This is a genomic window from Streptomyces sp. AC558_RSS880, assembly GCF_019049255.1.
Classification (GTDB): domain Bacteria; phylum Actinomycetota; class Actinomycetes; order Streptomycetales; family Streptomycetaceae; genus Streptomyces.
Genome location: NZ_JAGMUJ010000161.1, coordinates 198,006 through 210,197 on the forward strand (window position 1 = coordinate 198,006; position 12,192 = coordinate 210,197).

At 71.7% G+C, this 12,192-nt stretch carries 11 protein-coding genes; 5 read left to right on the forward strand and 6 right to left on the reverse strand.

The window, feature by feature from the left end; translation table 11 throughout:
* Nucleotides 1-98: 98 nt before the first annotated feature.
* The 4 genes from KUM38_RS36960 to KUM38_RS36975 form a co-directional block, all read right to left on the reverse strand.
* The gene (locus tag KUM38_RS36960) at nt 99-2,099 is read right to left on the reverse strand and encodes a TerD family protein (RefSeq protein WP_217136333.1); all 2,001 of its coding nucleotides are present in this window, start codon (nt 2,097-2,099) and stop codon (nt 99-101) included.
* Nucleotides 2,100-2,169: 70 nt separating this feature from the next.
* Nucleotides 2,170-2,748, reverse strand: coding sequence for a TerD family protein (locus KUM38_RS36965; RefSeq protein ID WP_217136334.1), 579 nt, complete (start codon nt 2,746-2,748; stop codon nt 2,170-2,172).
* Between the two features lie 135 nt (nt 2,749-2,883).
* On the reverse strand, nt 2,884-5,022 hold the full coding sequence (uvrB, locus tag KUM38_RS36970; protein WP_217136335.1) for an excinuclease ABC subunit UvrB: 2,139 nt from the start codon (nt 5,020-5,022) through the stop codon (nt 2,884-2,886).
* A 41-nt stretch (nt 5,023-5,063) separates the two neighbouring features.
* On the reverse strand, nt 5,064-5,927 hold the full coding sequence (locus KUM38_RS36975; protein WP_217136336.1) for an MHYT domain-containing protein: 864 nt from the start codon (nt 5,925-5,927) through the stop codon (nt 5,064-5,066).
* A gap of 278 nt (nt 5,928-6,205) precedes the next feature.
* Here KUM38_RS36975 and KUM38_RS36980 point away from each other — a divergent pair, with 278 nt between their 5' ends.
* Nucleotides 6,206-7,078, forward strand: a complete 873-nt coding sequence (locus KUM38_RS36980; RefSeq protein ID WP_217136337.1) for a glycerophosphodiester phosphodiesterase family protein — start codon at nt 6,206-6,208, stop codon at nt 7,076-7,078.
* Nucleotides 7,079-7,132: 54 nt separating this feature from the next.
* Entirely contained in the window at nt 7,133-7,687 is a 555-nt protein-coding gene (locus tag KUM38_RS36985; protein ID WP_217136338.1) for a methylated-DNA--[protein]-cysteine S-methyltransferase, read from the forward strand.
* Between the two features lie 125 nt (nt 7,688-7,812).
* Here KUM38_RS36985 and KUM38_RS36990 read toward each other — a convergent pair whose 3' ends face one another.
* Nucleotides 7,813-8,241 (reverse strand): VOC family protein, encoded by a 429-nt coding sequence (locus KUM38_RS36990; RefSeq protein WP_217136339.1) that lies wholly within the window; start codon nt 8,239-8,241, stop codon nt 7,813-7,815.
* Nucleotides 8,242-8,342: 101 nt separating this feature from the next.
* Between KUM38_RS36990 and KUM38_RS36995 the strand changes: the two genes are divergently transcribed.
* The 3 genes from KUM38_RS36995 (at nt 8,343) to KUM38_RS37005 (ending at nt 11,459) form a co-directional block, all read left to right on the forward strand.
* A complete protein-coding gene (locus KUM38_RS36995) occupies nt 8,343-9,254 on the forward strand; it encodes a pseudouridine-5'-phosphate glycosidase (protein WP_217136341.1) in 912 nt (303 codons plus the stop codon).
* On the forward strand, nt 9,236-10,168 hold the full coding sequence (locus tag KUM38_RS37000) for a PfkB family carbohydrate kinase (protein ID WP_217136837.1): 933 nt from the start codon (nt 9,236-9,238) through the stop codon (nt 10,166-10,168). The genes KUM38_RS36995 and KUM38_RS37000 overlap by 19 nt, the downstream gene beginning before the upstream one ends.
* Before the next feature lie 163 nt (nt 10,169-10,331).
* The gene (locus tag KUM38_RS37005) at nt 10,332-11,459 is read left to right on the forward strand and encodes a magnesium and cobalt transport protein CorA (protein ID WP_217136343.1); all 1,128 of its coding nucleotides are present in this window, start codon (nt 10,332-10,334) and stop codon (nt 11,457-11,459) included.
* A 78-nt stretch (nt 11,460-11,537) separates the two neighbouring features.
* Here KUM38_RS37005 and KUM38_RS37010 read toward each other — a convergent pair whose 3' ends face one another.
* Nucleotides 11,538-12,170: a uridine kinase gene (locus tag KUM38_RS37010; protein WP_217136345.1), complete on the reverse strand. Its 633-nt coding sequence runs from the start codon at nt 12,168-12,170 to the stop codon at nt 11,538-11,540.
* Nucleotides 12,171-12,192 lie beyond the last annotated feature (22 nt).

A 12,192-nucleotide genomic window follows, 5' to 3' on the forward strand; every position in this document is an offset into this window, starting at 1 on the left:
TACCCAACCACCAAGGATTGGTAAAGAGGCAGGTAAAGAAAGATACAAAGCCCCAGGTGGCGGGGCTTTACGCGAACTTGGTCAAAGGTGCGGGGACGTCACCTGTCCCATGAGCGGCGGGCCGCCGCGACCTGGGTGAGCACCTGGTGGAGGACCTGGCTGCCCGGCGGCACGAGCGGCGGCTCGTACGTCCAGGCGTGTCCGACCCACGGATCGGCCAGATGATCGTCGGGCACGGGAGTCAGTCGCAGCAGCGAACGCCACAGCGGGTCGAGGAGCGGACCGTAGCCCGCGGACTCCTCGCGGTCGGCGACCATCATCAGATGGACCCCGACGGACGGGCCCTCGTCGGCGAGGTAGCGCAACTGGTTCACGGCCCGGTCGTCGAAGCCGTGCGGGAAGTCGTTGACGATCAGCAGCTGCTGGGAGGTGTCGAAGCCGGGCGGCAGCGCGTCGGGGGCGCCTCCGCGCAGCGCCATCTGCACCAGGTCGACCCGCTGCGTGAGTCGGCCCAGCACCTCCGTCACCCCTGCGGCGCCCTGGGCGGGCGGGGCCGCCAGCACACCGGTCCGCGTCAGCGGGGCCAGCGGCTGCGCCCCGGATCCGGCCGGGTCGATGACGTGCACGGTGAACTCGCCCGCCGGGTAGACGGCGAGCAGCCGGGCCGCGTGCGCCACCGCCGTCTCCATGGCGAGGCGCCGCATGTCGTGGGAGTCGGTGAACGACCCGTCGACCGAGTCGGCCCGTCCGCTGTCGATCCACAGGCCGCGCTCCAGCGGCAGCCGGAGCAGCATCGGGATGCTGATCCGGTCGGCCTCGGGCAGCCGCAGGTCGCCCAGGCGCAGCGCCATGGGTATCTCCATCGGCACCCGGTAGGCGTGCCAGGCGGGGCTGTCCCAGCGGGCGAAGGCCGGGGGCAGCGCGGGTTCGACGACGTCGGCCTCGGCGACGAGCTGGGCGAGGTCCCGGTCGAGGACTTCTCGCGCCTGGTCGACGAGGTGTGCGTGCCGGGCCCGGGCGGCTTCGCGCGCGGCGTCGCCCTGACCGCCGATCCGGCTGCGCGGATCGGACAGGGCCTGCTCCAGCTCCTTGTCCATGCGGGACTCGGCGAAGTCGACGGCGCTGCGGTAGGCGGCGGTGGTGCGGGCCAGGTCCTCGAACATGCCCCAGACCTGGTTGTAGAGCCGCTCCTCCATGGACCAGCCGGTCGCGTCCCCCGCGACGGGTTGCGCGGGCTGTCCGGGCTGCGCCGGCGGCGCGGTGGGCGGGGGCGGCGGCGGGGCGGAGTTCCGCCGGCCGGGGTGGCTGTAGTCGATCGGGCCGCCGGTGGTGGCGGACGGGTCCGCGGCACCGGTTCCGCCGTACGACGGCTGCGGTCCGGTCTGTCCCGGTCCGCCGGCCGGCTGCCCGCCGTACGACGGCGGTACGGGGCCTGGGGCACCCTGCGGTGCGGTGCCGCCCTGGTCGGGGCCGACCGCGGGAGCGGCCGGCTGACGGGAGCGGTCACCGTCGGCCGGGCGGGGCGGGGGCGCCTGCACGGAGCGGGCGAGGCCCCGCGCGACGGCCTCGTTGATGGTCCCGGCGAGCTGTACGGCCTCGGGCAGGCCCTGGTCGGTGAGGAGGTCGGCCAGACCGCCCGCGTAGCCCTGGCCGACGGCGCGTACCTTCCAGGCACCCTGCCGTCGGTAGAGCTCCAGCGCGACGACGGCCGACTCGGCCTCCAGGCCCGTGATGGTGTAGCTGGCGATCTCGCTGCCGTCCAGGCCGGTGACGGCGACGAAGGGGGCTGCCACGGCGCCGAACCGGACGGGGCCACCGCCCGAGGTGGGCAGGGCGAGCAGCGCGCTGACGCGGTGGACCGCGTCCGTCATGGCGTCCAGGTCCACCGCGAGACGGTGGTCGGCGGCCGCCTGCCGCGACACCTCCAGACCGGGCTGGGTGGGTGCGCCCGGGTGGGCCACCCACTCCACTCCGTGGATCCGGCCATTCTCGTCGCCGAGCGCGGCCACGGCCACGACCGGCGTGCCGGCCGAGATCCGGATCTCCAGACGGGACTGGGAGAGCGGGTGGTTCTGTCCCCGCACCAGCTCGGCCGTCATCGCCTTCGTCCCCCTGTGTCGCGTGTGGTGTGTCGCGTGCCGTGTCCCGGCCCGGCCTCGGGCGCGGTGCCTAGAGGACCGGCAGGATCGCCGGCATCAGGTCCTGGAAGGTGCGGCCGTTGGCCGGGTTGCCGAGGGCCGTCATCGTCCAGTTCGTGCCCGTGCGGTGCACCTTCGCCATGATCTGGGCCGTGTAGGCGCCACCGCCGGCCAGCGTGTAGCGGGCGAGCTCCTGGCCGTTGGTCTCGTCGACGAGGCGGCAGAACGCGTTCTGCACCTCCTGGAAGGTCTGGCCCGTGAAGGAGTTCACGGTGAAGACGATCTGGTCGATGTGGACCGGGACGCGCGAGAGGTCGACGAGGATGGCCTCGTCGTCGCCGCCCTGGCCGACACCGCCGACGAGGTTGTCACCGGTGTGGCGCACCGAGCCGTCGTCGCTCACCAGGTGGCGGAAGAAGACGACGTCGACCGGCTGCTTGTCCGCGAACAGGACGGCCGAGGCGTCCAGGTCGATCTCACGGGTGCGCGAGCCGAACAGGCCGCGACGGGGAGCCGCCTGCCAGCCGAGACCCATGCGCACCGCGGTCAGGCTGCCGCCGTCGTTCTTCTGCAGACTGATGGCCTGACCCTTGGTCATGTTGACGGTCACGCGCTGATTCCCCTCTCGAACTTCCCCTGTTGCCGCGCAATCGCGGTTGACCAGAACACTACGCAGGGGCACTGACAGCGACGTACCCAGGTCCGCACTTTGTGTCGTTCTTGCAACACATCGCGTGCGCGGCCGTCAGGACAGGCCGGCCTCCTGCATCTGCCGCAGTTCCTTCTTCATCTCGGACACCTCGTCGCGCAGCCGGGCCGCGATCTCGAACTGGAGGTCCGCCGCGGCGGCCCGCATCCGCGTGGTGAGTTCCTCGATCTGCTCGGCGAGTTCGGCGGCGGGGCGGTCGGTCGGCACGGTCTCGGCGGCCTTGCCCTTGGTGCTCTTCGCGCCCTTGGCCGCCTTGGTGCCCAGGGAGGGCACGGGCGCCTTGGTGCCGCCGTCCTTCTTCGTCTGGCGGTAGCCCGAGCCGAGCAGCTGCTCGGTGTCGATGTCCTCGCGGGCGATCTGGGCGACGATGTCGTTGATCTTCTTGCGCAGGGGCTGCGGGTCGATGCCGTTCGCCTGGTTGTACGCGACCTGCTTCTCCCGGCGGCGGTTGGTCTCGTCGATGGCCTTCTCCATCGCCGGGGTGATCTTGTCGGCGTACATGTGGACCTGGCCGGAGACGTTGCGCGCCGCGCGGCCGATGGTCTGGATCAGGGAGGTGCCCGAGCGCAGGAAACCCTCCTTGTCGGCGTCGAGGATGGCCACCAGGGACACCTCGGGCAGGTCGAGGCCCTCGCGCAGCAGGTTGATGCCGACGAGGACGTCGTACTCGCCGCTGCGCAGCTCCCGCAGCAGCTCGACCCGGCGCAGGGTGTCGACGTCGCTGTGCAGGTAGCGCACCTGGATGCCGAGTTCCAGGAAGTAGTCGGTGAGGTCCTCGGCCATCTTCTTGGTGAGCGTGGTGACCAGGACGCGTTCGTCCTTCTCCACGCGGGTGCGGATCTCGTGCACCAGGTCGTCGATCTGGCCCTCGGTGGGCTTGACCACGACCTCGGGGTCGACGAGGCCGGTGGGGCGGATGATCTGTTCGACGGTGCCGTTCGCGCGGGAGAGCTCGTACTGGCCGGGGGTGGCCGACAGGTAGACGGCCTGCCCGATGCGCTCCTGGAACTCCTCCCACTTCAGCGGCCGGTTGTCCAGGGCGGAGGGGAGCCGGAAGCCGTGGTCGACGAGGGTGCGCTTGCGGGAGGCGTCGCCCTCGTACATCGCGCCGATCTGCGGGACCGTGACGTGCGACTCGTCGATGACGAGGAGGAAGTCGTCCGGGAAGTAGTCCAGCAGGGTGTTCGGCGGGGAGCCGGGAGAGCGGCCGTCGAAGTGCATCGAGTAGTTCTCCACGCCGGAACAGGAGCCGATCTGGCGGAGCATCTCGATGTCGTACGTGGTGCGCATGCGCAGGCGCTGGGCCTCCAGGAGCTTGCCCTGCTTCTCCAGCTCGGTCAGGCGCTCGCCGAGCTCCTTCTCGATGTCGTTGACCGCGCGCTCCAGCCGCTCGGGGCCCGCGACGTAGTGGGAGGCCGGGAAGACGTACAGCTGCTGGTCGTCACTGATGATCTCGCCGGTGAGCGGGTGGAGCGTGGACAGCGCCTCGATCTCGTCGCCGAACATCTCGATGCGGACGGCGAGCTCCTCGTAGACCGGGAAGATCTCGATGGTGTCGCCGCGGACGCGGAAGGTGCCGCGGGTGAAGGCCATGTCGTTGCGCGTGTACTGGATGTCCACGAAGCGGCGCAGCAGCTCGTCCCGGTCGAGCTCGTCGCCGACGCGGAGGGGGACCATGCGGTCCACGTACTCCTGCGGGGTGCCCAGGCCGTAGATGCAGGAGACGGAGGCGACCACGACGACGTCGCGGCGGGTGAGCAGCGAGTTGGTCGCGGAGTGGCGAAGCCGCTCGACCTCCTCGTTGATCGAGGAGTCCTTCTCGATGTAGGTGTCCGACTGCGGGACGTACGCCTCGGGCTGGTAGTAGTCGTAGTACGAGACGAAGTATTCGACGGCGTTGTTCGGCAGCAGCTCGCGGAACTCGTTGGCCAGCTGGGCGGCCAGGGTCTTGTTCGGCGCCATGACCAGGGTGGGGCGCTGGAGCTTCTCGATCATCCACGCGGTGGTGGCGGACTTGCCGGTGCCGGTCGCGCCGAGCAGGACGACGTCCTTCTCACCTGCTTGGATGCGCCGGGCGAGGTCGGCGATGGCCGTCGGCTGGTCGCCGCTCGGTTGGTAGGGACTGACGACCTCGAAGGGCGCCACCGTGCGTTCGATCTGGGAAACGGGCCGCATGCCATCCACCGTACGGCCCCCCACTGACAACGGGTCCGGAATCAGCGGCGCTGCGGGGTCCGGGAGCGGTGTTCCACGGGGCCGCGGGCCCGCAGCCGCGAGCGCGCCGGGGAGTGGTGGGCCGGGGAATGAGCGGGGACGCCGGGCTTGTGCTCGGCGGGGGGCGCGGCGGACCCGCCGGCGACCATCAGCGGATCGAAGACCACCACGACGCCCGCGAGGACGAGGAAGGCGAGCGGGCCGACCATCATCGGCCCGAGCAGGGCGGCCGCCGGCTCCCCCGCGGCGGGCTCGGCCGCGCCGTGGACGTGCACCTCGAGTGCGGCCATGCCGGTGTAGTGCATCCCGGTGACCGCGAGCCCCATGACGACGCTGGCGCCCACGCTCCACCGGAGGCCCCGCTCCTGTCCGGCCGCCCACAGGGCGGCGCTGGCGGCGACCATGGCGATGGCCACGGACGCGGCGACCGTGAGGACGTTGTACTCCAGGCGTCCGTCGAGGCTCATGCCGGCCATGCCGAGATAGTGCATCGAGGCGATGCCGAGGCCGGTGATGGTGCCCCCGGTGAACAGAGCCGTTCCGGAGGCGCCCTTGTAGCCGACGATGAAGATCCCGATGCCCACCATGACGACGGCGACGGCCAGGCTCGCGAACGTGATCAGCCGGTCGTAGTGGATCGGCGTGCCCTCGACGGTGAAGCCCGTCATCGCGACGAAGTGCATCGTCCATATGCCGGAGCCGATGGTCGCGGCCCCCAGCGCGAGCCAGCCGGGGCGCCAGGAACGGGACCCCCTGACGGCCCTGGCGGTGCAGCGCAGGCCCAGGGCACCGCCGAGACAGGCCATGAGGAAGGCCACCAGCGGTGTGACCAGGCCGTAGCTGAATCCGTCGACCGTGCCTTGCATGCGCGGCTGCCCTTCCCGACCCGTGTATCCCGCAACGTCCCGATATACCCCCCTCCCGGCGCCGTGACGGCGGCCAGGGATGACGCAGAGAGTATGACCCCACCGGAATGGTCGAACGATTTTCCGGCAAAGAAACACGTCCTTGCCCCAGGTGTGTGGCACCAGTGTGCGGAATTCGGGCGACACCGTTCAATCCGCGGCCATCCCGCACTCGCCTCACGTCGACCCTCTGCTGTCACAGTTGAGCCGACCGTGATCGCTCGACGCGAGGAGTACACATGCACGCACGCGCTGTCACCGCCTCGGCCGCCGCGTTCCTGGGCACCGCCGCCCTCCTGCTCCCGCTCTCCCCCGCGCGGGCCGCGGAAAGCTCCGCGCGGCCCCTGGTGATAGCCCACCGGGGCGCGTCCGCTTATGCGCCCGAGAACACCCTGGCGGCCGTCGACAAGGCCGCCGCGCTCGGCGTCGACTGGGTGGAGAACGACGTCCAGCGCACCAGGGACGGTGAACTCGTCGTCCTGCACGACGACAGCCTCCAGCGCACCACCGACGTCGAGGAGGTCTTCCCCGACCGGGCTCCGTGGAAGGTGAAGGACTTCACCGCCGCGGAGATCGCCCGGCTGGACGCGGGCAGCTGGTTCGGCTCCGCGTACGCGGGCGCGCGCGTGCCGACGCTGGAGCAGTTCCTGCACCGCGTCGAGCGGCACCGCCAGAAGCTGCTGCTGGAGATCAAGAACCCTCAGCTGTATCCCGGCATAGAGCGGCAGATCGTCAAGGTGCTGGGCAACGAGGGCTGGCTGGACCGCCCGCACGTGCGGAACCGGCTGATCGTGCAGAGCTTCAGCGCGGACAGCGTACGGACGGTCCACGATCTGCGGCCCGCGGTGAAGACGGGCTTCCTCGGGACGCCGCCCGTGTCGGACCTGCCCGCGTACGCGGACTTCACCGACCAGATCAATCCCTCGCACGGTTCCCTCTCCGCCGGTTACGTCGCCGCCGTGCACGCCCTCAAGGGGGCGCACGGCAAGCCGCTGGAGGTGTGCGCCTGGACCGTGAACGACGCGGCCGCCGCCCGGCGGGTCGCCGGGTTCGGGGTCGACGGGATCATCACCGACACGCCTGACGTGGTGCGGGACGCGGTGCGCGGCTGAGGCGTCCGCCACGCTCTCGGGGCGTTGTCAGTGGCGGGCCGTACGGTGGTGCGCATGGACAGCCATGGGCAGTACGAGCAGCGGGTGGTGTGGGCCGTCGTCGGCACCGGCATCGGCCCGCTGCTGCTGGCCGCGACCCGTGAGGGCCTGGTCAACGTCGTGTTCCACGCCACCGACGAGGTGCGCGACGGTGCGCTGGAGCGGCTGGCGTCGCGGCTCGGCGCCGAGCCCGTCGAGGAGCCCGGCTCCCCGCTGCTGGCCGAGGTGATACGCCAGGTCGAGGCGTACTTCGCGGGTGAGCGGCGGGACTTCGAGCTGCCGCTGGACTGGTCGCTGATCTCGGGCTTCAACCGCGAGGTGCTGCGGGAGCTGGCCTCCGGGGTGCCGTTCGGCTCGGTCGTCGGGTACGGCGATCTGGCCCGGCGGGTCGGCCAGCCCGGCGCGGCCCAGGCCGTGGGCACGGCGATGGGCGCGAATCCGTTGCCGGTGGTCGTGCCGTGCCACCGGGTGGTGGAGAGCGGCGGGGGCATCGGCGGGTTCGGCGGCGGCCTGGAAACCAAGCGCCACCTCCTCGCCCTGGAGGGCGTCCTCCCCGAGCCCCTGTTCTGACGGCTCGGGGATCCGCTCACTGCGCTCGCCGGGCGCCGTCGCGCCCACCCGTGCCGCCCCGGGGTGCCTCCCAGGCCCTTGGGGCACTGGGGAGGCACGACTGCCCGCGATCGCGAGGGCTTGGGTCAGTCGTAGTGGCGGGCCTCGAAGACGTTGCCGTCCGGGTCGCGGAAGTAGAAGCTGCGCTTGGCCAGGCCGCGCGCCCCGAAGGAGTCGCGCGAGACGTCCGACACCGGTACGGAGCTCTCCTCCAGGCGGTCGCGGAGGGCATCGAAAGCGTCGGCCGGCAGGGACAGACAGACGTGGTTGACGGGATGCCCCGAGCTTTCGGCGGCGCCGGGAACCATGCCCATGCGTTCCGCCTTCGCCCGCGGCATGAGATCGAGGATCGTTTCCTCGTTCACCCGCACCGAGGGAAACGGCGCCTCACCGACGGAGTAGTCGGTGAGCCTGACGGGCTCCAGGCCCACGGCCTTCTCGTAGAAACCGGCGGCGGCGATGGGGTCGTTCACCCACAGGACGATGTGGTCGAGGCGAGTCGTGTTGTCCGTCATGGCCCCCAGCCTCCGCGACGTCCGTGACGGCGCGCAAGGGGTTTGGCCCCGTGCCCGACCCGCCAGAGATGAGGGAGAACCGGCAGACAGGAGGCAGACGCGTGGTGCTCATGGTGTCCGAAGAGGTACGGGAGGCGATCGCCGCGGGCCGCCCGGTGGTGGCCCTGGAGTCCACGATCATCGCCCACGGACTGCCCCGGCCGCGCAATCTCCAGGTGGCGCTGGAGCTGGAGGCGGCCGTACGGCAGGAGGGCGCGGTACCGGCGACGATCGCCGTGCTGGACGGGCGGCCCCTGATCGGCCTGGGCAAGGAACAGTTGGAACGGGTCGCGGGCGAGGACGGCATCCGCAAGCTGGGCCATCGTGATCTGCCGCTCGCGGTGGCCGCCGGGGCGAGTGGGGCGACCACGGTGTCGGCCACGGCCCTGCTGGCGGCGCTCGCGGGCATACGGGTGTTCGCGACCGGAGGCCTCGGCGGTGTGCACCGGCAGTGGACGGTGACCCAGGACGAGTCGGCCGATCTCGGTCTGCTGGCGCGGACGCGGATCACCGTGGTGTGCGCGGGCGTGAAGTCGATCCTGGACGTGCCCGCGACCCTGCAGCGGCTGGAGACACTGGGGGTGGCGGTCGCCGGATACGGCACGGACCGCTTCCCCGGCTTCTACCTGTCCGATTCGGGGCACCCCGTGGACTGGCGGCTGGACACTCCGGCGCAGGTCGCGGAGGTGATGCGGGCGCAGGACGCGCTGGGCGGGCCCGAGTCGGCGCTGATCGTGGCCAACCCCGTTCCCGAGGCGGAGCAGTTGGATCCCGGGCTGCACGCGCGCGTGCTCGACGAGGCACTGCACGCGTGCGAGACGGAGGGCGTCACCGGGCAGGCGGTCACGCCGTTCCTGCTCGGCCATCTGGTCCGCCGCACCGACGGCGCGTCCCTCGCCGCGAACCTGGCGGCGGTCCGGGGCAACGTGCGTCTGGCCGCGCGGGTCGCGGCGTCCTGGGCCGGCCGGGAGTGACGGACGCCGTGCGGGGCGGGGCGCTGCTGGTGGCCGGCGATGTGATCACGGATGTGGTCGCCCGGCACCGGGAGCCGCTCGCGCCGGGGACGGACACGGCGGCGGCGATCCGGACGCTGCCGGGCGGCGCGGGCGCCAATGTGGCCTGCTGGGCGGCGCGTCGGGACGGTACGGAGGTGCGGCTCCTCGGACGGGTGGGCGAGGACGCGGCGGCCTGGCACGAACGGGAGCTGACCGCCTGCGGGGTCCGCCCGCTTCTGGTCGTGGACGGACAGGCGCCGACGGGGACGGTGATCTGCCTGGTCGACGAGGGCGCGGCGGCCGAGCGGACGTTCCTCACCGACAGCGGCGCGTCGCTGCGGCTGGAGCCCGGTGACTGGTCGGACGCGTTGCTGGACGGGGTGGCGCGGCTGCACCTGTCGGGTTATCTGCTGTTCACCGAGCCGGGCAGGGCCTTGGTCGCGGTGGCGTTGGAGGCGGCGCGGGCCCGTGGGGTGCCGGTGAGTCTGGATCCGGCGTCGGCTGGGTTCCTCGCGCGGCTGGGTGCCGACCGGTTCCTGTCGCTGGTCGAGGGCGTGGACGTCCTGCTGCCCAGCCGTGACGAGGCGTGCCTGCTCACGGGGGCGTCCGATGTCGCGGACGCCGCGGCGCGGCTGAGCCGGCACGTTCCGCTGGTGGTGGCCAAGCAGGGTGCCGGGGGCGCACTGCTCGCCCGGTCCGGGGAGGTGTACGCCCGTGTCCCGGCCGTACCGGCGGCGCCCCGGGACACCACGGGCGCCGGTGACGCGTTCACGGGCGCGTTCCTGGCGGCCCTGCTCGCGGGTGCCGGCCCGGAGAAGGCGGTGGAGGAGGGGTGCCGGGCGGGCGCGCAGGCGGTGGAACACATAGGGGGCCGCCCGCCCGCGCCCGTCTGACGAACGGGTGTCACAAGGGGCGAACCGCCTCTGTCCACAGGCGGGAACAAAGCGGAATGACCCCTGCCCACAGCCCCGCACGCAACTCGTCCGGTGCTGGCAGACTGGCGCGGCAAGGCGCGGGAAGCAGAACGGCGCGGGGGAACCACGCAAGGAGAGCCGGATGTCCATGGCAGGGAATCTGCGGAAGGTCACGAACCTCGGCAGGGTCGGCGGACTGCGCCGGGTGGCGCGGCTGGCCCGGCGGCGGCCCCGTGTGGACCTGAGTCATCCGGCCCGGTCCCCGCTGGGCTCCTCGGTGGTGAACTGCGTGACGTACCAGGACGGTCACCGCACCGCCGCGCGTGGCGATCTGGTGGACGCGGTGAAGCAGGTGCGCAAGAGCGGCGAAGGTTTCGTCTGGCTGGGGCTGCACGAGCCGACCACCCGGGAGTTCGCCGGTATCGCGGAGCTGTTCGATCTGCACCCGTTGGCGGTGGAGGACGCGGTCGAGGCGCACCAGCGGCCCAAGCTGGAGCGGTACGGGGAGACGCTGTTCGCCGTGTTCAAGACGGTCTGCTACGTCGAGCACGAGGAACTCACCGCGAACAGTGAGGTGGTGGACACCGGCGAGATCATGGTGTTCCTCGGTGAGGACTTCGTGGTCACGGTGCGGCACGGCCGGCACGGCTCGCTGGGACCGCTGCGCGAGGGGCTGGAATCCGATCCCGAACAGCTCGCCAAGGGCCCGTCCGCGGTGTTGCACGCGATCGCGGACCACGTGGTCGACGACTATCTCACCGTCATCGACTCGGTACAGGACGACATGGACCACGTCGAGACGGACGTGTTCGCGGAGCACGGCGAGCGGGTCGATCCGGGTCGCATCTACCAGCTCAAGCGTGAACTCCTCGAATTGAAGCGGGCGGTGGTGCCGCTGGGCCGGCCGCTGGAGGAGCTCGCCACCCGGCCGATCCGGGTGGTCGCCCCGGAGATACAGGCGTACTTCCGTGACGTCTCGGACCATCTGCTGCGGGCGAAGGAGCAGATAGCGGCCTTCGACGAGCTGCTGAACTCCATCCTCCAGGCGCATCTGGCGCAGGTCACGGTCGCGCAGAACGAGGACATGCGCAAGATCACCGCCTGGGCGGCGATCGTGGCGGTGCCGACGATGGTCTGCGGGATGTACGGCATGAACTTCGACCACATGCCGGAGCTGCACTGGCGGTACGGCTACGGCATGGTCATCGGGGTGATATCCGTGGCGTGTCTGCTGCTGTACCGGGCGTTCCGGCGCAGCCGCTGGCTCTGAGACCGGCCTCGGGACTCCTTCCGCGGTCCTGGCGTCCTCGGTCCTCACCGGACGGCCCGTGGGTGGCGCCCGGCGGTGTCAGCCCCGCCAGGCCGGATGGCGCGGGTCGTCGGCCCGTACCAGTACGTCGGCCGCGCCGGCGGGGTCGGTCTCCTGCTCGTAGCGTTCGAAGGCGGGGAGGGTCCAGTGCTCGGCCTCGGGAGTACGGCGGCGCAGGGCGCCCGGGGAGAGGAGGACGTGGACGCTCAGGTCGAAGGGGAACCAGTGGCGCAGCAGAAGGGGGCCGTGCAGCAACAGCACTCCGCCGGGCGGGAGTCGGACATAAGGGCTGCGGGTGGCGCGGTCGGTGACGGGGTCCCACAGGTCGGGCAGGACGCGTCCGCTCCCGCCGGGTTCCAGGGGGCCGAACACCTCGCGCCAGAGGGCGCCGGTGTCGTACCAGCCGCCGTAGTAGGACTCCAGGTCCTGGTGGCCGTACTCGAGCCGGACGGAGGCGGGCCGCAGGAAGCCCTCGGTGCCGACGACCAGGGAGGGCCTGCCGCGTAGCCGCAGCGCCTCGGCGACCCGCTCGGCGAGATCCCCCGGACGCGCGGCGGGGGCACCGTCGAGGGCGACCCGCGGCCAGGGTCCGCCGTCGGCCGTCTTCAGCTCCAGCAGGCGCTCGGCGAGGAGGTCGCCGAGCCGGTCCCAGGTGATCGCTTCGAGTCGCACACGGCCATGATGCGCCGGCGGC

Bases quoted from the DNA above. Each gene is read 5' to 3' on its own strand.
- uvrB (WP_217136335.1), bottom strand. From the start codon at position 5,022: ATGCGGCCCGTTTCCCAGATCGAACGCACGGTGGCGCCCTTCGAGGTC.
- KUM38_RS36975 (WP_217136336.1), bottom strand. From the start codon at position 5,927: ATGCAAGGCACGGTCGACGGATTCAGCTACGGCCTGGTCACACCGCTG.
- KUM38_RS36990 (WP_217136339.1), bottom strand. From the start codon at position 8,241: ATGACGGACAACACGACTCGCCTCGACCACATCGTCCTGTGGGTGAAC.
- KUM38_RS36960 (WP_217136333.1), bottom strand. From the start codon at position 2,099: ATGACGGCCGAGCTGGTGCGGGGACAGAACCACCCGCTCTCCCAGTCC.
- KUM38_RS37005 (WP_217136343.1), top strand. From the start codon at position 10,332: ATGTCCATGGCAGGGAATCTGCGGAAGGTCACGAACCTCGGCAGGGTC.
- KUM38_RS36980 (WP_217136337.1), top strand. From the start codon at position 6,206: ATGCACGCACGCGCTGTCACCGCCTCGGCCGCCGCGTTCCTGGGCACC.
- KUM38_RS36985 (WP_217136338.1), top strand. From the start codon at position 7,133: ATGGACAGCCATGGGCAGTACGAGCAGCGGGTGGTGTGGGCCGTCGTC.